The sequence below is a fragment of the Variovorax sp. GW823-FHT02B07 genome, assembly GCF_058797695.1.
The window spans coordinates 261,295-284,276 of the sequence record NZ_JBXAJX010000005.1 but is presented as its reverse complement, the minus strand read 5'-3'; the positions used below and the strand labels follow the sequence as shown (position 1 = coordinate 284,276).

Annotated in this window: 24 protein-coding genes and 1 riboswitch; of the genes, 17 read left to right on the top strand and 7 right to left on the bottom strand. The window is 68.6% G+C overall.

What is annotated here, in order from left to right; translation table 11 throughout:
• Window positions 1–32 precede the first annotated feature (32 nt).
• The 6 genes from AC1RGU_RS24875 to AC1RGU_RS24850 all read left to right on the top strand — a co-directional run bounded on the left by AC1RGU_RS24875 (window position 33) and on the right by AC1RGU_RS24850 (window position 5,504).
• Entirely contained in the window at window positions 33–455 is a 423-nt protein-coding gene (locus tag AC1RGU_RS24875; protein WP_062480416.1) for a ribonuclease P protein component, read from the top strand.
• Window positions 452–739 carry a membrane protein insertion efficiency factor YidD gene (gene yidD, locus AC1RGU_RS24870; RefSeq protein ID WP_056574909.1) on the top strand — a complete coding sequence of 96 codons (288 nt, stop codon included), beginning with the start codon at window positions 452–454 and terminating at the stop codon, window positions 737–739. Before AC1RGU_RS24875 ends, yidD begins: the two co-directional genes overlap by 4 nt.
• Complete coding sequence (yidC, locus tag AC1RGU_RS24865) at window positions 736–2,418, top strand: membrane protein insertase YidC (RefSeq protein ID WP_095948401.1); 1,683 nt, start codon at window positions 736–738, stop codon at window positions 2,416–2,418. Before yidD ends, yidC begins: the two co-directional genes overlap by 4 nt.
• A 78-nt stretch (window positions 2,419–2,496) precedes the next feature.
• Window positions 2,497–3,909 carry a tRNA uridine-5-carboxymethylaminomethyl(34) synthesis GTPase MnmE gene (mnmE, locus tag AC1RGU_RS24860; protein WP_492698564.1) on the top strand — a complete coding sequence of 471 codons (1,413 nt, stop codon included), beginning with the start codon at window positions 2,497–2,499 and terminating at the stop codon, window positions 3,907–3,909.
• Window positions 3,910–4,010: 101 nt separating this feature from the next.
• The gene (locus AC1RGU_RS24855; protein ID WP_070063366.1) at window positions 4,011–4,472 is read left to right on the top strand and encodes a Crp/Fnr family transcriptional regulator; all 462 of its coding nucleotides are present in this window, start codon (window positions 4,011–4,013) and stop codon (window positions 4,470–4,472) included.
• 90 nt (window positions 4,473–4,562) lie between these two features.
• Complete coding sequence (locus AC1RGU_RS24850) at window positions 4,563–5,504, top strand: zinc ribbon domain-containing protein (protein WP_492698562.1); 942 nt, start codon at window positions 4,563–4,565, stop codon at window positions 5,502–5,504.
• A gap of 16 nt (window positions 5,505–5,520) precedes the next feature.
• On the opposite strand, the gene AC1RGU_RS24845 is transcribed toward AC1RGU_RS24850, so the two are convergent.
• Complete coding sequence (locus AC1RGU_RS24845; protein WP_492698560.1) at window positions 5,521–7,506, bottom strand: monovalent cation:proton antiporter family protein; 1,986 nt, start codon at window positions 7,504–7,506, stop codon at window positions 5,521–5,523.
• Between the two features lie 86 nt (window positions 7,507–7,592).
• Here AC1RGU_RS24845 and AC1RGU_RS24840 point away from each other — a divergent pair, with 86 nt between their 5' ends.
• Genes AC1RGU_RS24840 through AC1RGU_RS24825 form a run of 4 tightly spaced genes read left to right on the top strand, consistent with a single transcriptional unit; the run spans window position 7,593 to window position 10,618 of the window.
• Window positions 7,593–8,594: a KpsF/GutQ family sugar-phosphate isomerase gene (locus AC1RGU_RS24840; protein WP_492698558.1), complete on the top strand. Its 1,002-nt coding sequence runs from the start codon at window positions 7,593–7,595 to the stop codon at window positions 8,592–8,594.
• Entirely contained in the window at window positions 8,594–9,142 is a 549-nt protein-coding gene (locus AC1RGU_RS24835) for a KdsC family phosphatase (protein ID WP_062473615.1), read from the top strand. Before AC1RGU_RS24840 ends, AC1RGU_RS24835 begins: the two co-directional genes overlap by 1 nt.
• Window positions 9,139–9,789 (top strand): LPS export ABC transporter periplasmic protein LptC, encoded by a 651-nt coding sequence (gene lptC, locus AC1RGU_RS24830; protein WP_070063362.1) that lies wholly within the window; start codon window positions 9,139–9,141, stop codon window positions 9,787–9,789. Before AC1RGU_RS24835 ends, lptC begins: the two co-directional genes overlap by 4 nt.
• Before the next feature lie 43 nt (window positions 9,790–9,832).
• Window positions 9,833–10,618 (top strand): SDR family oxidoreductase, encoded by a 786-nt coding sequence (locus AC1RGU_RS24825; protein ID WP_492698556.1) that lies wholly within the window; start codon window positions 9,833–9,835, stop codon window positions 10,616–10,618.
• A gap of 96 nt (window positions 10,619–10,714) precedes the next feature.
• Here AC1RGU_RS24825 and rbp read toward each other — a convergent pair whose 3' ends face one another.
• Window positions 10,715–11,251: an RNA-binding regulator gene (gene rbp / locus AC1RGU_RS24820; protein WP_070063360.1), complete on the bottom strand. Its 537-nt coding sequence runs from the start codon at window positions 11,249–11,251 to the stop codon at window positions 10,715–10,717.
• Window positions 11,252–11,510: 259 nt separating this feature from the next.
• Window positions 11,511–11,697: riboswitch (yybP-ykoY riboswitch) on the top strand.
• Between the two features lie 9 nt (window positions 11,698–11,706).
• Here rbp and AC1RGU_RS24815 point away from each other — a divergent pair.
• The 4 genes from AC1RGU_RS24815 (at window position 11,707) to AC1RGU_RS24800 (ending at window position 14,767) form a co-directional block, all read left to right on the top strand.
• A complete protein-coding gene (locus AC1RGU_RS24815) occupies window positions 11,707–12,270 on the top strand; it encodes a TMEM165/GDT1 family protein (RefSeq protein ID WP_070063359.1) in 564 nt (187 codons plus the stop codon).
• 127 nt (window positions 12,271–12,397) lie between these two features.
• Complete coding sequence (metX, locus tag AC1RGU_RS24810; protein WP_062473608.1) at window positions 12,398–13,558, top strand: homoserine O-succinyltransferase MetX; 1,161 nt, start codon at window positions 12,398–12,400, stop codon at window positions 13,556–13,558.
• On the top strand, window positions 13,555–14,142 hold the full coding sequence (metW, locus tag AC1RGU_RS24805; protein WP_062473606.1) for a methionine biosynthesis protein MetW: 588 nt from the start codon (window positions 13,555–13,557) through the stop codon (window positions 14,140–14,142). The genes metX and metW overlap by 4 nt, the downstream gene beginning before the upstream one ends.
• Window positions 14,143–14,179: 37 nt before the next feature.
• Entirely contained in the window at window positions 14,180–14,767 is a 588-nt protein-coding gene (locus AC1RGU_RS24800) for an IMPACT family protein (protein ID WP_095747369.1), read from the top strand.
• Here AC1RGU_RS24800 and AC1RGU_RS24795 read toward each other — a convergent pair.
• A complete protein-coding gene (locus AC1RGU_RS24795; protein ID WP_307695316.1) occupies window positions 14,712–15,644 on the bottom strand; it encodes an ion transporter in 933 nt (310 codons plus the stop codon). The genes AC1RGU_RS24800 and AC1RGU_RS24795 overlap by 56 nt on opposite strands.
• A gap of 115 nt (window positions 15,645–15,759) precedes the next feature.
• On the opposite strand from AC1RGU_RS24795, the gene AC1RGU_RS24790 reads away from it, so the two are divergent.
• Window positions 15,760–16,272 carry a bactofilin family protein gene (locus tag AC1RGU_RS24790; RefSeq protein ID WP_095948395.1) on the top strand — a complete coding sequence of 171 codons (513 nt, stop codon included), beginning with the start codon at window positions 15,760–15,762 and terminating at the stop codon, window positions 16,270–16,272.
• A 33-nt stretch (window positions 16,273–16,305) separates the two neighbouring features.
• Here the strand turns inward: AC1RGU_RS24790 and AC1RGU_RS24785 are convergent, their stop codons facing one another.
• Window positions 16,306–17,160: a DUF72 domain-containing protein gene (locus AC1RGU_RS24785; RefSeq protein ID WP_492698552.1), complete on the bottom strand. Its 855-nt coding sequence runs from the start codon at window positions 17,158–17,160 to the stop codon at window positions 16,306–16,308.
• 92 nt (window positions 17,161–17,252) lie between these two features.
• Here AC1RGU_RS24785 and AC1RGU_RS24780 point away from each other — a divergent pair, with 92 nt between their 5' ends.
• Window positions 17,253–18,764 carry a M20 family metallopeptidase gene (locus tag AC1RGU_RS24780; RefSeq protein WP_095948394.1) on the top strand — a complete coding sequence of 504 codons (1,512 nt, stop codon included), beginning with the start codon at window positions 17,253–17,255 and terminating at the stop codon, window positions 18,762–18,764.
• 73 nt (window positions 18,765–18,837) lie between these two features.
• Entirely contained in the window at window positions 18,838–19,716 is an 879-nt protein-coding gene (locus tag AC1RGU_RS24775; protein ID WP_492698550.1) for an alpha/beta hydrolase, read from the top strand.
• 3 nt (window positions 19,717–19,719) lie between these two features.
• Here the strand turns inward: AC1RGU_RS24775 and AC1RGU_RS24770 are convergent, their stop codons facing one another.
• The 3 genes from AC1RGU_RS24770 to AC1RGU_RS24760 all read right to left on the bottom strand — a co-directional run bounded on the left by AC1RGU_RS24770 (window position 19,720) and on the right by AC1RGU_RS24760 (window position 22,924).
• On the bottom strand, window positions 19,720–20,898 hold the full coding sequence (locus AC1RGU_RS24770) for an MFS transporter (protein WP_492698548.1): 1,179 nt from the start codon (window positions 20,896–20,898) through the stop codon (window positions 19,720–19,722).
• 105 nt (window positions 20,899–21,003) lie between these two features.
• Window positions 21,004–21,468, bottom strand: a complete 465-nt coding sequence (locus AC1RGU_RS24765) for a YidB family protein (RefSeq protein WP_095948391.1) — start codon at window positions 21,466–21,468, stop codon at window positions 21,004–21,006.
• 100 nt (window positions 21,469–21,568) lie between these two features.
• The gene (locus tag AC1RGU_RS24760; protein WP_492698546.1) at window positions 21,569–22,924 is read right to left on the bottom strand and encodes a M20/M25/M40 family metallo-hydrolase; all 1,356 of its coding nucleotides are present in this window, start codon (window positions 22,922–22,924) and stop codon (window positions 21,569–21,571) included.
• Window positions 22,925–22,982 lie beyond the last annotated feature (58 nt).

The following is a 22,982-nucleotide window of genomic DNA, read 5'->3' as shown; positions in this document are numbered from 1 at the left end:
CCGCCAGCAGCGACGTCCGCGGCCCGGCTTCCTTGCAGCGGCTCAAGACCCGCGCGCAATTCCAGGCCGTCCTCGCAGGTGCCACCGTGGCGCGCACTGCCCATTTCGCATTGCACCGCTGTGCGCTCGATGTTTCTCCATCGGGCGCCGCTTCGCTGTTTCCGTCCGATGAGGTCTGGCTGGGTGCCATGGTGCCCAAGCGCTGGGCACGCCGCGCGGTGACGCGCAACGCCATCAAGCGCCAGATCTACGCCGTGAGCGCCGCGCCCGGCGTCGTGTTGCCGCGTGCCGCGCACGTGGTGCGTCTGCGCGCCGGTTTCGATCGCAAGGCGTTCGTGAGCGCCTCCTCGGACAAGCTCAAGGCCGCCGTGCGCGCCGAGCTCCAGCAATTGCTGGCGCGCGCCGGACGTCCGCCGGCACCGGCTGCCGCCTCCCCCGCACCTGCTTCCGCATGAAACGCCTGCTGATCGGCCTCGTGAAGGGCTACCGCCTGCTGCTGAGCCCCTGGCTCGGGCAGTCGTGCCGCTTCACGCCGACCTGCTCGGTGTATTCGATCGAGGCGCTGGAAGTGCACGGCGCGCTCAAGGGCAGCTACCTGACGCTGCACCGCATCGCGCGCTGCCAGCCCTGGTGCCAGGGCGGCCACGATCCGGTTCCACCGAAATCACAGCGTCGCACTGACAAGTCAGGATCGCTGTTTTCGTCTCTTCTCTCCTCCGACAAGAAGTCTTCGTCATGAACGATATCCGCCGCACGATCCTGTGGGTGATTTTTGGTTTCTCGCTCGTGCTGCTGTGGGACCAATGGCAGGTCTTCAACGGCAACAAGCCGACCTTCCTGCCGTCGACCAAGCCCGCCGCCACGGCGCCGGCCACGGGCAGCGCGGCCAACAACGGCGTGCCGACCGCGGCTGCCGCAGCCGGCGGCACCGCGGGCGCCGTGCCCACGCAGGCGGCCCCGGCCGCGCCGCGCGAGCAGGTCGTGGTGACATCCGACCTGTTCAAGGCGACGATCGACAGCGAAGGCGCCACGGTCAACCACCTCGAGCTGCTCAAGTACGACGAAGCCGACCGCACCAAGCGCGTCGTGCTGTTCGAGAACGGCTCGCCCGCCACGCGTTACGTGGCGCAGACCGGCCTGCTGAACCCCGTCGCCGGCGACGCCTTCCCCAACCACCTGACGGCCATGACGCCCAAGGCCGGTCCGCGCACGATGGCCGACGGCCAGAACACGCTCGAGGTGAGCTTCGAAAGCGCCCCGGTCGGCGGCCTGAAGTACATCAAGACCTACGTGTTCAAGCGTGACGACTACGTCATCGGCGTGCGCCACGAAGTGGTCAACGTGAGCGACCAGCCGCGCGACGCGCAGCTGTACATGCAGCTGCTGCGCCACGGCACCGTGGCCGCCGGCACCATGTTCGGCACCAACACCTTCACCGGCCCGGCCGCGTACACCAACGAGAAGAAGTTCCACAAGCTCGACTTCAAGGACATCGCCAAGGGCAAGGTCGAGCCGCCGCCGCCGGCCAACGACGGCTGGATCGCGATGGTGCAGCACTACTTCGCGTCGGCCTGGCTGCTCAAGGGCGACCCGGCCAGCGAACAGCTGCGCCGCGAATTCCGCGTGAAGGACCTGGGCGACAACCTCTTCACCGTGGCCATGGTCGCCACGCTGCCGAAGATCGCCCCGGGCGCCACGCAGGTCGTGAACAGCGCGCTGTTCGCCGGCCCCGAAGAAGAAAAGAAGCTCGAAGCCATCGCCCCCGGCCTGGACCTGGTGAAGGACTACGGCATCTTCGCGATCATCTCCAAGCCGCTGTACTGGCTGCTCACGCAGCTGCACGGCATCCTGGGCAACTGGGGCTGGGCGATCGTGGCGCTGGTGGTGCTGCTGAAGGCGGCCTTCTACTGGCTCAACGCCAAGGCCTACGCCAGCATGGCCAAGATGAAGGCCATCAACCCCAAGATCATGGAAATGCGCGAGCGGCTGAAGGACAAGCCGCAAGAGATGCAGCAGGAAATGATGCGGATCTACAAGACCGAGAAGGTCAATCCGATGGGCGGCTGCTTCCCCATCGTGATCCAGATCCCGGTGTTCATCGCGCTGTACTGGGTGCTGCTGTCGTCGGTCGAAATGCGCCACGCCCCGTGGATCGGCTGGATCACCGACCTGTCGGCACCCGATCCCTGGTACATCCTGCCGATCGTGATGACGGCCACCTCGCTGTTCCAGACCTGGCTCAACCCGACGCCGCCCGATCCGATGCAGGCCAAGCTGATGTGGATCATGCCGCTCGCGTTCAGCGTGATGTTCATCTTCTTCCCGGCCGGCCTGGTGCTGTACTGGATCACGAACAACGTGCTGTCGATCGCGCAGCAGTGGTTCATCAACAAGCGACTGGGCGTGCTGGGCAAATAAGTAAGCCAGCCGGCCTCCGCCACCCGCAAAGGGCCGCATCCGCGGCCCTTTGCTTTTTGCTGAAAGAATCGCGCTGTCATGACCCTCGCCCGCACCACCGATCCCATCGTCGCCATCGCCACCGCCCCGGGGCGCGGGGCGGTCGGCATCGTTCGCGTGTCGGGCGCCCGGCTGGCGCCGCTGGTCGAGGCGCTGTGCGCCCGCGCGCTCAAGCCGCGCGAAGCCACCTACCTGCCCTTTCGCGATGCGCAGGGCGAGCCGGTCGACCACGGCCTGGCGATCCATTTCCCGACACCGCATTCCTACACCGGTGAAGACGTGCTCGAGCTGCAGGCGCACGGCGGCCCGGTCGTGCTGCAGCTCTTGTTGTCGCGCTGCCTGGAAGCCGCGGCCGAAATCGATCCGGCCACCGGCCGCCCGCGCCTGCCCGGCCTGCGCGTGGCCGAGCCGGGCGAGTTCAGCCAGCGCGCCTTTCTCAACGGCAAGATCGACCTGGCCCAGGCCGAGGCCATCGCCGACCTTATCGACGCCAGCACCGAGGCGGCCGCGCGCAGCGCCGGGCGCTCGCTGTCGGGCGCCTTCTCGCGCGAGATCCACACGCTGCGCGACGCGCTGATCCACCTGCGCATGCTGGTCGAGGCCACGCTCGACTTCCCTGAAGAAGAGATCGACTTCCTCCAGAAAGCCGACGCGACCGGCCAGCTGCAACGGTTGCAGGCGCAGCTGGCCGCTGTGCAACAGCGCGCCAAACAGGGCGCGTTGCTGCGCGAAGGCATCAAGGTGGTGATCGCGGGCCAGCCCAACGCCGGCAAGAGTTCGCTGCTCAATGCATTGGCCGGCGCCGAGCTGGCCATCGTGAGCGCCATCGCGGGCACCACGCGCGACGTGGTCTCGCAGACCATCCAGATCCACGGCGTGCCGCTGCATGTGGCCGACACCGCCGGCCTGCGCGACAGCACCGACGAGGTCGAGCAGATCGGCGTGGCGCGCGCCTGGGGGCAGATCGAAAGCGCCGATGCCGTGCTGTTCCTGCACGACCTCACGCGCGCCGACCAGCCCGACTACGCCGCCGCCGACGCCGGGATCCTGGCCGGCCTGCAGCGCAAGCTGCCGGCGAGCGTGCCGGTGCTCGATGTGTGGAACAAGCAGGACGCGGCGGCGGCGGTCGCGCCGCCGTCCGAAGGCATCGCCCTGTCGGCCAAGACCGGCGCGGGCATCGAGGCGCTGCGCGACCAGCTGCTGGCGATGGCCGGCTGGCAGGCCGTGCCCGAGGGCGTCTACCTGGCGCGCGCGCGCCATGTGCAGGCGCTGGCCCGGGTCGAGACGCACCTCGCGCTGGCCGCCGCCCACCTGGCGGCGCAGGCGCAACTGCTCGACCTGCTGGCCGAGGAGCTGCGGCTGGCGCAGAACGCGCTCAACGAGATCACTGGCGAGTTCGGCGCGGACGACCTGCTGGGGGTCATCTTTTCGCGCTTCTGTATCGGGAAATAGCGACACATGCGTGCGCTTCGCTGGTGAAAGCGTAAACAGTTGTAGCCGAACCTCGGGGCCTTCGCGGATACTTCGGATCACTTGCGGGGGTCGAGAAAAACATGTCCATCCAGAACCTGAGCCGCTCCATTGCGGAGAACCTGAGCGCCGACGCGTTCGCGCTGACCTTGAGCGTCGCGCAGTGGGACACGCTCGCGGGTTATCTGCAGCCCATCGAAACCGCCATCGGCGACGTGCTGATCTCGCAGGGCACGCACGACCGCTCGGTGTTCTTCGTCGAAAGCGGCGCCATCAGCGTGCATCGCGTCAGCAGCAAGGAGCAGATGCGCCTGGCCGTGCTGTCGCCGGGCTCGGTGGTGGGCGAAGGCTCGTTCTTCTCGCGCGAGCCGCATGCGGCCAACGTGGTGGTCACCGGCGCGGGGCGCGTGTGGCGCCTCACCGCCGTGCGGTTCTCCGAAATGTCGAACCGCCAGCCCAACATGGCGCTGGACATCGCAATGGCGCTCGGTGCCGTGATCGCCAAGCGCATGGCGCACCGCTCCAAGCGGGTGGCCGTCACCTGAGCTGAGCTTCCAGCTCGCCGCGCGCTGCCGGACGCCGCACAACAACAAGAACAAGTCTTCGTTTCCGATCCCGAGAATTGCTGGTGAGCCATGGCCTTGATCTGCCCGGTCTGTGACGCGGACAACCGCGAGGGTGCCAATTTCTGCAGGAACTGCGGTGGCCGGCTGTCGGCCGCCGACCGCGTGCCGCCCCCGGCGCCCAGTCCTTCCGACCGCGAATGGGCCACCACCGCACCGGCCCAGTTGCGCGCGCCGACCATTCCCGCGCCGCTGTTCGATCCTGCCGAGTCGAAGCGCGCGTCGTCGCCGGCGTCCAACGGCTGGAGGCCCGAGCCGCCACCACCTCCTCCGCCGGCAGCGGATGAAAAAACCGTGATCGTGGCGCCGGGGCGTGGGGGCGCCGCATCGGCCTTGCCTCCGTCCCCGCGGGCTGACCGGCCACGGACGCGGATCAAGGTCAAGCGCATCAAACCGCCCGAACCGGTGCTGCGCCCGCGTGGCATCGGGCTGTGGCTGGGGCTGCTCACGGTCGCGCTGCTGCTGGTGGTCGCGGGCTGGCTGGGCTACGGGACCGGCAGCAAGGCGCCCGAGCCGGTCGTGGCACCGCCTTCTGTCGTAGCGCCGGCTCCCGCCGCGACGCCGCCGGCGGTCGAAGCACCACCGGCCGCGACCGAGCCTGCGCCGCCCGTGGCCGAAGCGCCACCCGCGGAAGCGGTCGCCGAGCCGGCGGAAGCCGCACCGAAGCCGACGCCCGTCGCGAAGCCGCGCAAGCCGGTGGCGCCCGCCACACCGGCGCCCCAGGCCCCAGCCGCCGCGGCGTCCGTGGCGGCCGTACCGGCACCCGCGCCCGCGACACCGGCTCCTCCCGCCGACCCGCAGGCCCAATGCGGCGACCGCAACTTCATCGCCAAGGCGCAATGCATGGCGGCCCAGTGCGTGAAGCCCGAGTACAGGTCGCACGCGCAGTGCGAAGCGGTGCGCCGTCAGCAGCGCATCGAAGAAGAAAAGCGCAACCCGTCGCTCTTGAACTGAGCCCGCGCCGGCGGCCTCAGCCCTTTTGCAGCCGCTCGATGGCAATCGCCAGCGCGGCGGGCTTGCCCGACAGCACGAGGGTGTCGCCGTCCGACAGCAGCGTGTCGTCGGCCGGCACGCGCGCCTGGCCGTCCTGGCGGCGCAGGCTGGCCACCCGCACGCCCAGCGTCGGCAGCGCAATCCGTCCGAGCGTCTGGCCGATGGCGCGTGCGCCCGGCGTGAGCGTGAAGCTGTTCAGGCGCTCGTGGTCGATCTCGTCGGCGTTGTCGTCGTCGGCGCCGTGGAAGTAGCCGCGCAGCAGGTTGTAGCGTGCGTCGCGCTGGTCCTGCACCACGCGGATCACGCGCCGCATCGGCACGCCGACCAGCGCCAGCGCATGGCTGGCGAGCATCAGCGACCCCTCGATGGCCTCGGGCACCACCTCGGTCGCGCCGGCGGCCTGCAGCTTCTCGAGGTCGTGGTCGTCCTGGGTGCGCACGATCACCGGCACGTGCGCCGCGTGGGCGCGGGTGTTGGCCAGCACCTTCATCGCGCCCCCCACGTCGAGGTAGGTGACGACCACCGCGCTGGCGCGCGCCAGGCCCGCGGCCATCAGCGCCTGCAGCCGCGCCGCGTCGCCGAACACCACCGAATCGCCGGCCGCAGCGGCCTGGCGCACGCGGTCGGGGTCGAGGTCGAGCGCCATGTAGGGGATGCCTTCGCGCTCCAGGATGCGCGCCAGGTTCTGGCCGCAGCGCCCGTAGCCGCAGATGATCACGTGCTGCGCGGTGTTGATGGTCTTGCGCGCGATGCTCGTCATCTGCAGCGACTGCTGCAGCCAGTCGCTGGCCACCAGCTTTCGCACGATGGCGTTGCTGTACATGATGATGAAGGGCGTGGCCAGCATCGACAGCACCATCGACGCCAGCACCGGGTTGGCCAGCCACGGCGGCAGCAGGTTGCGGTCCTGCGCGAGCGCCAGCAGCACGAAGCCGAACTCGCCGGCCTGCGCCAGGTACAGGCCGGTGCGCAGCGACACGCCCGAGGTCGCGCCCAGCACCCGCGCCAGCACCGTCACCAGCCCCAGCTTGAACAGCAGCGGCACCAGCAGCAGCACCGCCACCAGCAGCCAGCGCTCGACCACGATGTGCCAGTCGAGCGACATGCCGACGGTGATGAAGAACAGCCCCAGCAGCACGTCGTGGAAGGGGCGGATGTCGGTCTCGACCTGGTGCTTGTATTCGGTTTCCGACACCAGCATGCCGGCGATGAAGGCACCCAGCGCCAGGCTCAGGCCGGCCAGCTCGGTGAGCCAGGCCAGGCCCAGCGTGATCAGCAGCACGTTCAGGATGAACAGCTCCTCGCTGCGCCGCCGCGCCACCAGCGTGAGCCACCAGCGCATGATGCGCGGCCCGCCGTACAGCAGCACGCCGATGAGGAAGGTGGCCTTCACCAGCGCGAAGCCCAGCGCCTTGGCCAGCGCCTCGGGCGGCGCGCCCAGCGCGGGAATCAGCACCAGCAGCGGCACCACGGCCAAATCTTGAAACAGCAGCACGCCCATCACGCGCTTGCCGTGTTCGCTCTCCAGTTCGAGCCGCTCGGCCATCAGCTTGACCACGATGGCGGTGCTGCTCATGGTGAGTGCGCTCGACAGCGCCAGCGTGGTCTGCCACCCCAGCTGCCAGGCCGGCGGCAGCTGCGTGGCGATCAGCAGCGCGCCGACGGTGGCCAGCGCCATGGTCAGCAGCACCTGCAGCAGACCCAGCCCGAACACGTGCTTGCGCATGGCACGCAGCTTGGGCAGGCTGAACTCGAGCCCGATCACGAACATCAGGAACACCACGCCGAATTCGCCCAGATGGCGGATGCCTTCGGAGTTCTGCGCCAGCGCCAGCGCATGCGGGCCGATGAGCACGCCGGCCGTCAGGTAGCCGAGCATCGGCGGCAGCTTGAGCGACCGGCAGGCCACCACGCCGATCACCGCGGCCAACAGATACAACAGCGTGAGATCGAACGAAGACATAGGCGCCGATGCTAGAGCAATGTCCGTGCCCCGGGCTTCCCCGGGCCATGTGATCCCCGACCGCGCCCGCCTCGTAAAATCCGGCGATGAGCTCCCGCCCCGCCCCGACCCACGTGGTCGACCCCGACGCCATCCTGGCCCGGGCACGCGTCACATTCGACATCGAAGCCGAAGCCGTCCTCGGCCTGAAGGCCCGCGTCGGCCCGAGTTTCGTCGAGGCCGTGCGCAAGATCCTCGAAGTGCGCGGCCGCGTGGTCGTGATGGGCATGGGCAAGAGCGGCCATGTCGGCCGCAAGATCGCCGCCACCCTCGCCTCCACGGGCACGCCCGCGATGTTCGTGCACCCGGCCGAGGCCAGCCACGGCGACCTCGGCATGATCAAGGCGGTCGACCTCGTGCTGGCCATCTCCAACAGCGGCGAGGTCGACGAGCTCACCGTGCTGCTGCCGGTGGTCAAGCGCCAGGGCGTGCCCCTGATCGCCATGACCGGCCGCCCCGATTCCACGCTGGCGCGCCATGCCGACATCGTGATCGACGCCGGCGTCGCCAAGGAAGCCTGCCCGCTGAACCTCGCGCCCACCGCGAGCACCACCGCACAGATCGCCATGGGCGACGCGCTGGCCGTGGCCCTGCTCGACGCGCGCGGCTTCGGCTCCGAAGATTTCGCGCGCTCGCACCCCGGCGGCGCGCTGGGCCGCAAGCTGCTCACCCACGTGAGCGACGTCATGCGCTCGGGCGACGAAGTGCCTTGCGTGCCGCCGACGGCCACGGTCAGCGAGCTGATGCGCGCGATGAGCATCAAGGGCTTCGGCGCTGCCGCGGTGATCGAGCCCGATGGCCGGGCGCTGGGCATCTTCACCGACGGCGACCTGCGCCGCCTGATCGAGGCCGGCGCAGACCTGCGCACGCCCAAGGCGGCCGACATCATGCACCGCGACCCGCGCACCATCCGCGTCGACGCGCTGGCGGTGGAGGCGGCCGAACTCATGGAGCAATGCGGCATCACCCGCCTGTTCGTGATCGACGGCGCGGGGGTGATCGTCGGCGCGGTGAACACCAACGACCTGATGCGCGCGAAGGTCATCTGATGCCGCTTGATTTCCAGGCCGAGACCCTGCTGGCCGCGCAAGACGTGCGCATCGTCTTCTTCGACATCGACGGCGTGCTGACCGACGGCGGCGTGTACTTCACCGAGCACGGCGAGACGCTCAAGCGCTTCAGCATCCTCGACGGCTACGGTCTCAAGCTGCTGCGCAAGGCCGGCATCACGCCGGCCGTGATCACCGGGCGCGACTCCAAGCCGCTGCGCGTGCGGCTCGAGGCGCTGGGCATCGAGCATGTGCGCTACGGCACCGAAGACAAGCTGCCCGCCGCCGAAGCCATGCTGAAGCAGCTGGGCTTCACCTGGGCGCAGGCCGCCGCCATCGGCGACGACTGGCCCGACCTGCCCGTGCTGACCCGCGTCGGCTTCGCGGCGGCACCGGCCAACGCGCACGCCGAAGTGCGCGCGGTGGCGCGCTACGTCACCACCGCACGCGGCGGCGAAGGCGCGGCGCGCGAATTCTGCGACCTGCTGTTGACGGCCTGCGGCCAGTACCGCCCGCTGCTCGACGCTGCCCTGGGCCCCCGACCATGAGCCCGCAGCTGCGACGCGCCTGGAACCTGACGCGCGATGTGCTCGACCGCACCACCATCTACCTGCCGATCATCCTGATGGCAGGCGTGGCGCTGGGCACCTACTGGCTGGTGCGCAATGCGCCCAAGCTGCTGGAGCCCACCGTCAAGGCGGCGCCCACGCACGAGCCCGACTACTTCATGCGGGACTTCGTCATCAAGAACTTCCTGCCCAACGGCGACCTGCGCAGCGAGCTGCACGGCACCGAGGGGCGGCACTATCCGGACACCGACACCATCGAGGTCGACCAGGTGCGCATGCGCTCGGTGTCGCCCGAGGGGCTGGTCACGCGCTCGTCGGCGAACCGGGGCCTGTCGAATTCCGACGGCAGCGAGATCCAGCTGTTCGGCAACGCGATCGTGATCCGCGAACCGGCGGTGAGCGCCAGCGGCAAGGCCACGCCGCGGCTGGAGTTCCGCGGCGAGTTCCTGCATGCGTTCCTCGACACCGAGAAGGTGCAGTCGAACAAGCCGGTCACGCTCATCCGCGGCAGCGACCAGTTCACGGGCGATACGCTCGACTACGACAACCTGAGCGGCGTGGCCAACCTCACAGGCCGCGTGCGCGGCGTGCTGGTGCCGTCGGCCGCCGCAGGCAAGCCGCGCTGAGCGGCTGCCACACAAGAACAAGTTCCCGGGAGACGATCCACGCATGACCACCGCCGCACCGCTCGTCTTCATCACCGGCGCCTCCAGCGGCATCGGCCAGGCCTTGGCCGCGCGCTTCTACGACGCCGGCTACCGGCTGGCGCTGGTCGCGCGGCGCACGGGCGAGATCGACACCTGGGCGACGGGCCTCCAGCTGGACGCGGGCCGCTACCAGGTCTACGGCGCCGACGTGGCGGACACCGACAGCATCGTGGCCGCCGGCACCGACTGCATCGCGCGCCAGGGCGTGCCCGACGTGGTGATCGCCAACGCCGGCATCAGCATCGGCATCGATACGGCCGAGCGTTCGGACCTCGACGTGCTGGCGCGCACCTTCGCCGTCAACAACGTGGGGCTGGCCGCCACCTTCCATCCCTTCGTGCAGGCCATGGTGCAGCGCGGCAGCGGGCGGCTCGTGGGCATCGGCAGCGTCGCCGCCATCCGCGGGCTGCCGGGGCACGGCGCCTACTGCGCGAGCAAGGCGGGCGTGGTCGCGTACTGCGAGAGCCTGCGCGGGGAACTGCACAACAGCGGGGTGAAGGTCGTCACGCTCTGCCCGGGCTACATCGACACGCCGCTGACGCAGGGCAACCGCTACGGCATGCCCTTTCTCATGCAGCCCGAGGATTTCGCAGCTCAGGCGCTGCGCGCCATCGAGGCCGGCACGAGCTACCGCGTGATTCCCTGGCAGATGGGCGTGGTCGCCAAGGTCATGCGCTTGTTGCCCAATGCCGTGCTCGACCGCGCGGTGCAGGGCCGGGCGCGCAAGAAGCGCAGCGGCGAAGCCTGAGCTTCCTCGCTGAACCGCACGCAGGCAAAGAAAAAGGCTCCCGAGGGAGCCTTTTGTGTTTGTGTGCCGTGAGGCATGCGAAGGAGTGAACGGGGTTCAGTACCCACCGTTGCCGCCGCCGCCGTAGCCGCCACCGCCGCTGCGACCACCGCCGCCGCCACGGGGACCTGCGCCGTAGGGGCTGCGGAAACCGCCATCGCCACCACCGCCGCCGCCACCCGAACGACCACCACCGCCGCCGTAGCCGCCGCCACCGCCGGAGCGGCCACCGCCGCCACCACCGTAGCCACCACCACCGCCGCCGCCGTAGCCACCGCCACCACCGCCGCCATAACCACCACCGCCGCCGCCGTAGCCGCCGCCACCGCTGCGGGGGGGACGTGCTTCCATGGGACGTGCTTCGTTGACGACCACGCTGCGGCCGCCCAGGGGTTGGCCGTTCATGCCGTTGATGGCGGCCTGTGCTTCCGCGTCACTGCCCATCTCGACGAAGCCGAAGCCCTTCGAGCGACCCGTGTCGCGCTCCATCATGACCTTGGCGCTGGTCACTGCGCCGAACTGGCCGAAGGCCTGCTCGAGATCACCGTCGCGCACCGAGTAAGGCAGGTTGCCGACGTAGAGTTTGTTGCCCATCAAGGGACTCCTATAAACACATCAAGAAAAGCGATGGAGTCCCGAAAGCATCACTCAAACGAGAGCCGCCGAGCCGCGCGAAACTGACCGATCACCGAATTGCTCCCGCCCAAAATCAAGAGGGATGCTCGTGCATTATGGGTGAAATATCAAAAAAGCAAGCAGGAATTTGCGTCTTGAGGTAGCACCTTTCGAAACTAGTAGAAGTTAGCGCACGCCTACCTGTTTGAGCCGGGGGAATTGACGATGCGGCTACAATTCGCCGGTCATTGGGGAGTAGCCGCCTTCCGCATACGAGAAGGGCCCGCGTCAACAGACTTGTCCTTGCCCCACGAGGACATGGCGCGTGCAGTGAACACACCTGGCGAGACCTTTGACCGCACAACTTCGGGAATATGGCCGAAGGTGTTGTGCGGTCAATTGCGTCCTTCGGCCCAAGGAACCCCACATCCATCATGGAAGCTTTTCTCGTTGCAACGGGCGTGGTTGCGCTCGCCGAAATGGGCGACAAGACCCAACTCCTGGCCCTTTTGCTGGCCGCGCGCTTCAGGAAACCCTGGCCGATCGTGCTCGGCATTTTTGTCGCCACGGTCATCAACCACGCGCTGGCCGGCGCGGTCGGCAACTACATCACGCGCTGGCTCGGCCCCGAGGTGCTGCGCTGGATCCTGGGCGGTTCGTTCATCGCGATGGCCGTCTGGATGCTGATTCCCGACAAGCTCGATGAAGACGACGCCCCCGGCGTTTCGAAGTTCGGCGTCTTCGGCACCACCGTGATCGCCTTCTTCCTGGCCGAGATGGGCGACAAGACCCAGATCGCCACCGTCATGCTGGCCGCCCGCTTCACGCAGGACTACGCCTGGGTCGTCGTCGGCACCACGCTGGGCATGATGCTGGCCAATGCGCCGGTGGTGTGGCTGGGCGACAAGATCGTGCGGCGTGTGCCGATCAAGCTCGTGCACGGCATCTCGGCGGCGATCTTCCTGGTGCTGGGCGTCGTGATGATCATTGGCTGGTAGCAGGAAAAAGTCACGGGGCTATACTTGCCCTGCGCCGATTTGCTTCAGCTTGCGGGCGCTTTATAAATTCTGCTAAAGACGGCTGCCGAACCCGGCTCGTTTTTGGCGAGGCCGGGTTTTTTCATTCATGTCGTCGTCGTCACCTTTGGTCGTCACCCCTCAGTCGATGCAGTTCGCAGGCCCGCTGGCCCTGCGCAGCGGCGCCTCGATCAGCGGCTACACGCTCGCCTACGAAACCTACGGCACCCTCAACGCCGAGCGCAGCAATGCGGTGCTGGTGTGCCATGCGCTCAACGCCTCGCACCACGTCGCGGGCGTGTACGAGGGCCAGGCCCGCTCCGAGGGCTGGTGGGACAACATGGTGGGCCCGGGCAAGCCGCTGGACACCGACCGCTTCTTCGTGATCGGCGTCAACAACCTCGGATCCTGCTTCGGCTCGACCGGTCCGATGCACGTGAACCCCGCCAACGGCCGCGTCTACGGCGCCGACTTCCCGGTGGTCACGGTCGAAGACTGGGTCGACGCCCAGGCGGCGCTGCTCGACGCGCTCGGCATCCGGACGCTCGCTGCGGTGATGGGCGGCAGCCTCGGCGGCATGCAGGCGCTGTCGTGGACGCTGCAGTACCCCGACCGCGTGCGGCATGCCGTGGTGGTGGCCAGCGCGCCCAACCTCACGGCCGAGAACATCGCCTTCAACGAGGTGGCGCGCCGCGCCATCGTGACCGACCCCGACTTCCACGGCGGCCACTTCTACGAATACGGCGTGGTGCCCAAGCGCGGCCTGCGCATCGCCCGCATGATCGGCCACATCACCTACCTGAGCGACGACGTGATGAACGCCAAGTTCGGGCGCATTTTGCGCAGTGCCGTCGAGGGCGAGGTGGCGGGGCTCGACTACCGCTATTCCACGCAGGACATCGAGTTCCAGATCGAAAGCTACCTGCGCTACCAGGGCGACAAGTTCAGCGAGTACTTCGACGCCAACACCTACCTGCTGATCACCCGCGCGCTCGACTACTTCGACCCCGCGCGCCACCACGGCGGCCAGCTCAGCACCGCGCTGGCGCAGGCCACGGCCAAGTTCCTGCTCGTGAGCTTCAAGACCGACTGGCGCTTCTCGCCCGCGCGCAGCCGCGAGATCGTGAAGGCGCTGCTCGACAACCGCCGCAACGTGAGCTACGCCGAGATCGACGCGCCGCACGGCCACGACGCCTTCCTGCTCGACGACGTGCGCTACATGGGCGTGGTGCGCTCGTACTTCGAACGCGTCGCCAAGGAATTCCAATGAGCGACCTTGCACATCAACGACTGATCGCCGAGCTCGTGCCGAAGGGCTCGCGCGTGCTCGACCTGGGCTGCGGCGACGGCGCCCTGCTCGACCTGCTGCAGCGCGAGCGCGGCTGCACCGGCTACGGCGTGGAGATCGCCGACGGCAACGTGCTGCAATGCATCCGCCGCGGCGTCGACGTGATCCAGCTGAACCTCGACGAAGGCCTGGCGATGTTCGACGACGCCACCTTCGACGTGGTTCTGCAGATCGACACGCTGCAGCACCTGCGCAATGCGGAGGTCATGCTGCGCGAGACCGCGCGCGTGGGCCGCTTCGGCATCGTCGCCTTTCCCAATTTCGCGCACTGGCCCAACCGCCTGAGCGTGGCGCGCGGGCGCATGCCCGTGACGCGCCGCCTGCCCTACCAGTGGTACGACACGCCCAACATCCGCGTCGGCACCTACAAGGACTTCGAGGTGCTGGCCGGCAAGAACAACCTGCGCGTGCTCGACGCCTTCGGCCTGCAGAACGGCCGCGACGTGCGCTGGCTGCCCAACGCGCGCGCCAGCACGGCGGTGTTCAAGTTCGAGCGGGGCGGCTGAGCACGCCGCCCCTGCACCGCACGGACATCGGGTCGGAATGAGCTTCACGCTCGCGCAGCCGGTTCACAGCGACCTGCTCATCAAGAAAAGCCGCTTCATCGGCTGCGTGCAACCGGTGCCCGACCGCGCGGCCGCGCTGGCGGTGGTCGCCTCGCTGCGCGCCGAACACCCGGGCGCTGCGCACGTGTGCTGGGCCCTGATGGCCGGCGGTCAGTCGGCCGCGAACGACGACGGCGAGCCCGGCGGCACGGCCGGGCGCCCCATGCTCGAGGTGCTGCGCCACCAGCAGGTGGAAGGCGCGCTCGCCACCGTGGTGCGCTACTTCGGCGGCGTGAAGCTCGGTGCCGGCGGCCTCGTGCGGGCCTACACCGATGCCGTGGCGCAGGCGCTGCTCGGCGCCACGCTGGTGCCGCTCGTGCGCCAGCGCCATCTGCAGTGCGCCGTGCCTTATGCGCTCGAGGGGCTGGTGCGGCGCGAGCTGGCCGCCATCGGCGCGGTGCTCGAAGACGTGCAGCACGGCGACGACGTGCGCTTTGCCTTCGCGCTCCCCGCACCCGAGGCCGATGCCTTCATCGCGCGCCTCGACGATGCTGCGCAAGGGCGCGTCGTCTGGCCGACGGCGTGAGCCGCTTCGCCGGCGCCTTGCCTGGCGTCGGCTCTGCCGCCAGCGCGAGCACGCCGCGCGATGCGAGCGCGATCGGCTCCGCCAGGTCGTCGTCGACACCGCGCCGCGTCATCTCGGCGGTGACGATGCCGGTGGGTACCGCCAGCACGCCCCAGCCCAGCAGCATCATCACGGAGGCGATCGCGCGGCCCAGGTCGGTCTTGGGCACGAGGTCGCCGAAGCCGACCGTGGCCATGGTGGAGATCGCCCAGTAGATCGCCACCGGAATGCTGGTGAAGCCGTGCGTCGGGCCTTCGACCACGTACATCAGCGTGCCCATCACCAGCACCACGAGCATCACGAAGCCCACGAACACCGTGATCTTGCGGCGGCTCGATGCCACCGCCGACACCAGCGCGCGGTACTCCACCGAATAGCGCGATAGCTTGAAGATGCGGAACACGCGCAGCAGCCGCAGGATGCGCACGTCGATCAGGTACGCCAGCTCGGGCGCGAAGGCCACGAGAAAGGTCGGCAGCAGCGCCAGCAGGTCGATCACGCCGTAGAAGCTCAGCGCGTAGCGCAGCGGCTTGTTCACGCAGCACAGCCGCGCGATGTACTCCAGCGTGAAGAGAATCGTGAACACCCACTCGAGCGCATTGAACAGAGGCCGCCACTGGTCGCGGATCGATTGCACGCTGTCCAGGATGACGACCAGCACGCTCATCACGATCACCGCGATCAGCGTCAGGTCGAACCACAGGCCGGCGGGCGTGTCGGCCTCGAAGATCACGGTGAACAGCGTGCGCCGCCAGCCGCGCGCGGGCTTGTCGAACCGCGAGTCGGTGGCGGCGGGCGTGGACAGGGCTTCGATGTTCGGTCGGATCAGGCGGGTCATGCGGGGCATTGTCAGGGGCCCCGGGCGACTTATTCAGTTACGCTTATTGCGCAATGAAGTGCCGCATGCCGTGAGTGCGTTCTTACGATAGTCCCCTTTCTTGAGGAGCTCCCCATTGGCCACACAGTCCCCCTTTTTCGGCAAGCGTGATCGTGACACCGACTCGCTGACGTCCCGTCCCGCACCGCTGGTTGGTTCGGGCACCAATCTCTCGGGCACTCCCGTCAATCCCTCCTCGTTGACCGCACAGGCCGGCCTGGCCCCGGCGGCTGCGCCCGTCAAGGAAGGCGGCAGCAAGCTCACCGTCGGCCCGAACATCAAGCTCAAGGGCGTCGAGATCACCGATTGCGACACGCTCGTGGTCGAAGGCCTGGTCGAGGCGACGATGGATTCGCGCCTGATGCAGATCGCCGAACAGGGCGAGTTCAAGGGCTCGGCCGAGATCGACATCGCCGAGATCCGCGGCGTGTTCGACGGCAACCTCACCGTGCGCGAAAAGCTCGTCATCCACTCGACCGGCAAGGTCACCGGCAAGATCCGCTACGGCAAGATCGTGATCGAAGAAGGCGGCCAGCTGTCCGGCGAAATCAGCTTCGGCGCCAAGCCGTCGCTGCAGGCCGCCGCCTGAGGCACCTGACGCGCCCGGTCTGACGACCGTCGATCAGGGCGCTTTCTTTTTCGGTGGGGCCTTCTTGGCCGCCGGCTTCGGCTTGTCCGCGGCGGCGGCCATTGCTGCGTCTGCGGCCGGCGGCGCCCACCCCAGGCGCTGCAGCAAGGCACCGGCCGCGGCCGGTGCCCTTTCCTTGGCGCCGTTGATGAAGTACACGAACACGTCGCGCGCCTTCGGCGTCGTGGTCCAGCCTTGCGCGCGCGCAGCCCAGGTGTCCAGCGCCTTGGGCGCGTAACCGGTCGCGACCGACGCGTCGGCCATCATCAGCCGCGCGTAGGCGACATCGCCCTCGGGCTCCTCGAAGGACGGAAACTTGTCGGCGTCGGTGAACACGGTCGACACCTTGTGCTTCTTCGCGAGAGCCTTGTAGGCGGGCGTGATGAAGCTTTCATGGCGCACGTCCATCACGTGGCGCAGCACGCGGCTGCCTTCCTTCTTGGGCAGCAGTTCCAGGAAGGCTTCGAAGTCTTCCGCATCGAACTGCTTGGTCGGCATGAACTGCCAGACGATCGGCCCGAGCTTGTCTCCGAGCTCGGCCACGCCGCTGTCGATGAAGCGCTGGATCGACTCGCCCGCGGTCGCCAGCACCTTGCGGTTGGTGGTGAAGCGCGAGGCCTTCATCGAGAACACGAAGTCGTCGGGCGTGTCGTCGCGCCACTTGCGGAAGGTCTCGGGCTTGAAGGTGCTGTAGTAGGTGCCGTTGATCTCGATGGCGCTGACCTGCCGGCTGGCGTAGTTCAACTCCTTCGCGTGAGCGAGGCCCTTGGGGTAGAAGTTGTCGCGCCAGGGCTCGAAGGTCCAGCCGCCTATCCCTGCCTTGATCCGCGTCGATGTTGCCTTGCTCACATTGCGCTCCGGGTTTTGAGATCGCCCGCACTCTACGCGCGCTCGCCGTGAGGCGCAAAATGCGTTTTTTCGTCCCCGCGGAGAACCCCCCGATGAACGCCCCCCTGCACCGTGAAATGCCCGCCGGCACGCTCGACGCGACGCGCGCCCTCTCTGATGTCACCGCCCAATGGGACGGCGACATCGTCAAGCAACTCACCGACTACATCGCCATTCCCGCCAAGTCGCCCGGCTTCGACAAGGACTGGTCGGCCAACGGCTACCTGGAGACCGTGCTGCGCAACGCCGCGGCCTGGGTCGAGGCGCAGAAGGTCGAGGGCCTGAAGCTGGAGATCGTGCGCCTGGAAGGCCGCACGCCGGTGCTGTTCTTCGAAGTGCCGGCCACCGGCACGAACATGACCGAGACCGTGCTCATGTACGGCCACCTCGACAAGCAACCCGAATTCACCGGCTGGCGCAACGACCTCGGCCCGTGGACGCCCAAGTACGAGAACGGCCTGCTCTACGGCCGCGGCGGCGCCGACGACGGCTACGCCGTGTACGCCAGCGTGGCCGCGCTGCAGGCGCTCAAGGCCCAGGGCGTGGCGCACCCGCGCATCGTCGGCCTCATCGAGACCTGCGAGGAAAGCGGCTCCTACGACCTGCTGCCCTACGTCGACGCGCTGCGTCCGCGCCTGGGCGAGGTCGAGTTGGTGATCTGCCTGGATTCGGGCGCCGGCAACTACGACCAGCTGTGGCTCACGACCTCGCTGCGCGGCATGGCCAGCGGCACGCTCAAGGTCGAGGTGCTGACCGAAGGCATCCACTCGGGCGACGCCTCGGGCCTGGTGCCCTCGAGCTTTCGCATCATGCGGCAGGTGCTCGACCGCCTCGAAGACAGCGCCACCGGCCGCCTGCTGCCCGCGAGCTTCCATTGCGAAGTGCCGGCCGACCGGCTCGCGCAGGCCAAGGCCACGGCCGCCATCCTCGGCGACGAGGTCTACAAGCGCTTCCCGTGGGCGCACTACGACTGCGGCGGCTCGACCATGTTCGCGCTGCCGACCACCACCGACCCGGTCGAGGCGCTGCTCAACCGCACCTGGAAGCCCACGCTGTCGGTCACCGGCGCCGAAGGCTTCCCGGCCCTGAAGGACGCGGGCAACGTGCTGCGCCCCTACACCGCCTTCAAGCTCTCGCTGCGCCTGCCGCCGCTGGTCGATGCGGCCGAGACGGTGCAAAAGCTCAAGGCCCTGCTCGAAGACAACGCGCCCTACCAGGCACGTGTCACCTTCGAGAGCGGCGGCGGCGCCACCGGCTGGAACGCCCCCACCATCACGCCGTGGTTCGAGGATGCGCTCAACAAGGCCTCGCGCGCGCACTTCGGCGCCTCCTGCGGCTACATCGGCCAGGGCGGCACGATCCCGCTGATGAACATGCTGAGCGCCGGCTTCCCGACCGCGCAGATGATGGTCTGCGGCGTGCTGGGCCCGAAGAGCAATGCGCACGGCCCCAACGAGTTCCTGCACGTGCCCTATGCCAAGAAGCTGACGGCCGCCGTGGCCGAGGTCATCGCCGCCCTGCCGGTGGCGCACCGCGCCGCGGCTGCGGAGCCGGTGGCGGCTTGAGCGCCGCGCCGGGCCGCCCCAAGCCAGCTCGCTCCCGCCTGGCGGGAAGGCGCGCAGCGCCAAGGGTGCACCCATGAACGACGCGCTGCCCTTGCCACATCGCGTGTCGCTGACCACGCCGGACGGCGAGACGCTGGCGCTGCGGCGGCTGCCCGCCGCCGGCAGGCCCCGCTCCGTGGTGGTCGTGGTGCACGGGCTGGGCGAGCACGCGGGGCGCTACCACGGTCTGGCCAAGCAGCTGCACGGCTGGGGCTTCGCGGTCTGGGCGCACGACCACCACGGGCACGGCGAATCCACCGGTGCGCGCGGCGGCCTGCCCAGCGAGCTGCGGCTGGTCGACGACCTGGCCCTCGTGATCGACGATGCGCGCCGCGAGAACCCCGGCGTGCCGCTGGTGCTGCTGGGCCACAGCCTGGGCGGCCTGGTCGCCGCGAGCCTGGTGGCGCGCGGCGTGCGGCCGGTCGATGCGCTGGTGTTGTCGTCGCCGGGGCTCGACCCGGGGTTGAACGGCGTCCAGAAGATGCTGCTGGCCGTGCTGCCGCGCATCGCGCCCAACCTGCGCGTGAGCAACGGGCTCGACGACAACTACCTCTCGCACGACCCGGTGGTGGTGCAGGCTTACCGCGACGATCCGCTCACGCACGACCGCATCGGCAGCCGGCTGGCGCGTTTTCTCGCGTACGAAGGCGCCACGGTGCAGCAGCACGCGGCGCGCTGGCCGGTGCCCACGCTGCTGATCTACGCGGGCGACGACCGGCTCGTGCGGCCGGCCGCCAGCCGTGCCTTCGCGGTGGCCGCGGCGCCCAGCGGCAACGTCGAGGCGAAGTGCTTCGACGCGCTGTACCACGAGCTCTTCAACGAGCTCGATGCGGAGCCCGTGTTCGACACGCTGCAGCGCTGGCTCGACCGGCGGTTTCCGGCGGCGGCTGTTGTTCCCGCGCGCGTGGCCTGAGGCTCAGGCCTTGACCACCGGCGCGCGCCGGCGCTGTGTCTGCGCGAGCCAGAGCAGCGCGGCGCCGGTCAGGGCCACCGGCACCAGCGAGCCGTAGTTCAACAGCTGCCAGCCCTGCGTGGTCACCAATACGCCCGAGGCGAACGAGGTCAGCGCCAGCGTCGCGAACACGCAGAAGTTGAGCGCGCCCTGGGCCCGGTCGCGCTCCTCGGCCGTGTAGGCCGTGAGCGAGAGCGTCGTGCTGCCGGTGAACAGGAAATTCCAGCCCACGCCCAGCAGGAACAGCGCGACCAGGAAGTGGTGCAGGTCCACGCCCGACAGCGCCACCACGATGCAGCCGAGGTTCAGCGCCAGCCCCACCCCCATCACCGGCAGCGCGCCGAAGCGGCGGATCAGGTGGCCGGTGAAGAAGCCCGGCGCGAACATGCCGATCACGTGCCATTCGAGCACCAGCGCCGCGTCGGAAAACGGCAGGCTGCAGATCTGCATCGCGATGGGCGTGGCGGCCATCAGCAGGTTCATCACGCCGTAGCTCAGCGCGCCTGCGGCGGCCGACACGATGAACACGGGCTGGCGCATGATCTCGCCCAGCGGCCTGCCGCCGCCGGCTTCCTTGCGGGTCGGCGAGGGCGGGAATTCGATGAAATGCATCACCGCCATCGAGAGCAGCGCCACCGCCGCCAGCGCGATGTAGGCGCCGGCGAAGGGCACGGAGAGCGCTTCGCGCGTGAAGGTCGCCAGGTTCGGCCCCGCCACCGCGCCGATCAGGCCGCCGGCCATCACCATCGACACGGCCTTCTCGCGCCAGGCTGGCCGTGCCAGTTCGGCCGCCGCGAAACGGTAGAGCCCGGCGTTGGCGTTGTAGTAGCCCGCGACCAGGGTGGCGAAGCACAGCAGCCAGAAGTTCTTCGAGGACGCCGCGTAGGCGCACAGCAGCGCCGAGCCGACCGCCACCGCCAGCCCGATCTGAAACGAACCGCGGCGGCCGAAGCGCTGCTGTGTGCGCGCCACCAGCCCCGTGCTCAGCGCGCCGCCCACCACGTAACCCATCACAGGCAGCGTGGCCATCCACCCCTGCGGCGCGATGCCCAGGCCCACGAGACCGTTGATGGCGATGAAGGTGACGTTGTTGGTCAGGAGCAGGCCCTGGCAGATGGCCAGGAGCCACAGATTGCGATTCATGGGGCGCGGTTCTACGCGATTGGCCGGCGAAGGCAAGGCGCCGGCCAAAAAAAAGCGCCCTCGCGGGCGCCGGAATTCTGAGAATGAAATTCGCCGGGTGGCAGGTCAGGTCGGCTTGTTGCCTTGAAGCAGTCCGCTGAGCGAGCCCAGCAGGTCGTCCTGGTTGCCGAGGCCTTGCTCGGGCACCTTGCCCTGCGGCGTGAGCTGGTTGATGAGGGCCGGCAGCATGGTGGCCAGCATCGGCAGCAGCATTTGTGCGTTGATGCCGAGTTTGGAAGCGATGGCGGCGATCGTGTCGCCGCCCAGCGCGTTCTGCAACTGATCGCCCGACACCGGCTTGTTTTCACCGTTGCCGATCCACGAGCCGATCACGTCGCCCATGCCCGCCTGCTCGAATTTCGAGACCATGCCGCCGAGGCCGCCCTGCCCGCCGTTGTTGGCAAGCAGGCCGCCCAGGGCGCCGGCGAGGCTTCCGAGATCTCCCAATCCCCCGAGGCCACCGCCTTGCGGTTGCTGCTGCTGTGCAGCGCCTCCTAGCACCTGACCGAGTACCGAATCGAGCAACCCCATGACCATTCCTTGGTGTGTGACAGAAACGCTCACATTTTCCAATGTGGCGACCCGCTTGCCGAAAGTGGCGCGGCCACTTTCGAACTGGCAACGTGACAAATTACTTGCTGCGTGCTGCGCGTTTCGGCAGGAGCGCGGGACTGACGCCCTGCACACCGACCAGGCCGAGCACGGTGACGAGCGAATTCTGCGCGCCTTTCCATGCATCTGTCACGTCAATCGACTCGGCCAGCGAGTGGAATCCGCCCGACTTGCCGCCGCCGCCGATGATGATGGCCGGGATGCCCAGCGAAATGGGAACGTTCGCATCCGTGCTGCCGCCGCGCAGCAGCGTCTTGTGGCCGAAAGCACTGTTGGCACGCGTGGCGGCCTCGACGATCACCGAGTCGGGCGCCGTGCGGCCACCCGGGCGGTCGCCGATGAGCTTGGTGCTCACGCTCAGGCTGGTCACGTTCCAGCGCTTGTTCTCTTCCGCCACGGCCTCGTCGAGCGTGGCGAGGATCTTCTTCTCGGTCTCGAGCAGCGAGGCCATATCGTCCGAGCGGATGTCGATGGCCATGCGCGCATCGGGCGCGATGGTGTTCACCGAGGTGCCGCCGCCCACGGTGCCGACGGTGAAGGTGGTCTTGGGGAAGCTGGGCGTGCGCACCTCGGCGATCTTGGCGATGGCGCGGCCCATGCCGTGGATCGCGCTGGGCACCTGCCCGAAGGCGCCGAAGCTGTGGCCGCCCGGGCCCTTGAACGTCACTTCGTAGCGGTGGCTCGCGGTGCCGAGCACCAGCACGTGGCCGTCGGGCGAGGGCTCCAGGCCGACCATGCCGTCGATGTCGAGGTGGTCACGGAAGATGGCCTTCATGCCGCGCAGGTTGCCCAGTTCTTCCTCGCCGACGTTGGCAACGATCATCAGGTCGCCCACGGTCTGGATCTTGTTGTCGTTGAGCACCTTGAGCCATGACAGCAGCACCGACAGGCCGCGCGTGTCGTCGCCGATGCCGGGCGCGAAGAGCTTGCCGTCGCGCTCCTTCACCTTGACGTCGGTGCCGGCCGGAAAGACGGTGTCCAGGTGCGCCGAAATGAGCAGCTTGGGGCCGTTGCCCGTGCCCTTGCGCAGGCCGATCACGTTGCCTTCGGCGTCGATCTTCGCGTCGGGCAGGCCGAGCGCTTTCAGGCGCGCCAGGAAGGCTTCGGCGCGCTTTTGTTCCTTGAAGGGCGGCGCCTCGATCTCGGTCAGCGTCTTCAGTTCTTCGACTGTGCGTTCGTGGTCGGCCTTGACCGATTCCAGCAGCTTGCGGATCGCGGGCGACGCCATGAGCTGGGTGTAGGCCTGGTCGACCGCGGGGCTGACCTGCGCCGGTGTGGGCGCAACGGCCTGGCTTTGGGCGTGAACGGTGGGCATGGCGCACAGCGCGGCCAGGACAAGGGGGGCGAGACGAAACGCGCGGGATGAACGAGGCATGGGGGGAGCGGTCCTTCCGGGAGGCGGAGTGAACAAGGAAAAACGAAGCGGCCATTGT

Coding starts and splice junctions, on each gene's coding strand:
- AC1RGU_RS24780 (WP_095948394.1), top strand. CDS start 17,253: ATGAACGCCCCCCTGCACCGTGAAATGCCCGCCGGCACGCTCGACGCG.
- AC1RGU_RS24850 (WP_492698562.1), top strand. CDS start 4,563: ATGGCCTTGATCTGCCCGGTCTGTGACGCGGACAACCGCGAGGGTGCC.
- AC1RGU_RS24795 (WP_307695316.1), bottom strand. CDS start 15,644: ATGACCCGCCTGATCCGACCGAACATCGAAGCCCTGTCCACGCCCGCC.
- AC1RGU_RS24770 (WP_492698548.1), bottom strand. CDS start 20,898: ATGAATCGCAATCTGTGGCTCCTGGCCATCTGCCAGGGCCTGCTCCTG.
- mnmE (WP_492698564.1), top strand. CDS start 2,497: ATGACCCTCGCCCGCACCACCGATCCCATCGTCGCCATCGCCACCGCC.
- AC1RGU_RS24815 (WP_070063359.1), top strand. CDS start 11,707: ATGGAAGCTTTTCTCGTTGCAACGGGCGTGGTTGCGCTCGCCGAAATG.
- AC1RGU_RS24840 (WP_492698558.1), top strand. CDS start 7,593: ATGAGCTCCCGCCCCGCCCCGACCCACGTGGTCGACCCCGACGCCATC.
- AC1RGU_RS24775 (WP_492698550.1), top strand. CDS start 18,838: ATGAACGACGCGCTGCCCTTGCCACATCGCGTGTCGCTGACCACGCCG.
- AC1RGU_RS24825 (WP_492698556.1), top strand. CDS start 9,833: ATGACCACCGCCGCACCGCTCGTCTTCATCACCGGCGCCTCCAGCGGC.
- AC1RGU_RS24760 (WP_492698546.1), bottom strand. CDS start 22,924: ATGCCTCGTTCATCCCGCGCGTTTCGTCTCGCCCCCCTTGTCCTGGCC.
- AC1RGU_RS24835 (WP_062473615.1), top strand. CDS start 8,594: ATGCCGCTTGATTTCCAGGCCGAGACCCTGCTGGCCGCGCAAGACGTG.
- rbp (WP_070063360.1), bottom strand. CDS start 11,251: ATGGGCAACAAACTCTACGTCGGCAACCTGCCTTACTCGGTGCGCGAC.
- yidC (WP_095948401.1), top strand. CDS start 736: ATGAACGATATCCGCCGCACGATCCTGTGGGTGATTTTTGGTTTCTCG.
- AC1RGU_RS24765 (WP_095948391.1), bottom strand. CDS start 21,468: ATGGGGTTGCTCGATTCGGTACTCGGTCAGGTGCTAGGAGGCGCTGCA.
- AC1RGU_RS24845 (WP_492698560.1), bottom strand. CDS start 7,506: ATGTCTTCGTTCGATCTCACGCTGTTGTATCTGTTGGCCGCGGTGATC.
- metX (WP_062473608.1), top strand. CDS start 12,398: ATGTCGTCGTCGTCACCTTTGGTCGTCACCCCTCAGTCGATGCAGTTC.
- AC1RGU_RS24855 (WP_070063366.1), top strand. CDS start 4,011: ATGTCCATCCAGAACCTGAGCCGCTCCATTGCGGAGAACCTGAGCGCC.
- yidD (WP_056574909.1), top strand. CDS start 452: ATGAAACGCCTGCTGATCGGCCTCGTGAAGGGCTACCGCCTGCTGCTG.
- AC1RGU_RS24800 (WP_095747369.1), top strand. CDS start 14,180: ATGAGCTTCACGCTCGCGCAGCCGGTTCACAGCGACCTGCTCATCAAG.
- lptC (WP_070063362.1), top strand. CDS start 9,139: ATGAGCCCGCAGCTGCGACGCGCCTGGAACCTGACGCGCGATGTGCTC.
- metW (WP_062473606.1), top strand. CDS start 13,555: ATGAGCGACCTTGCACATCAACGACTGATCGCCGAGCTCGTGCCGAAG.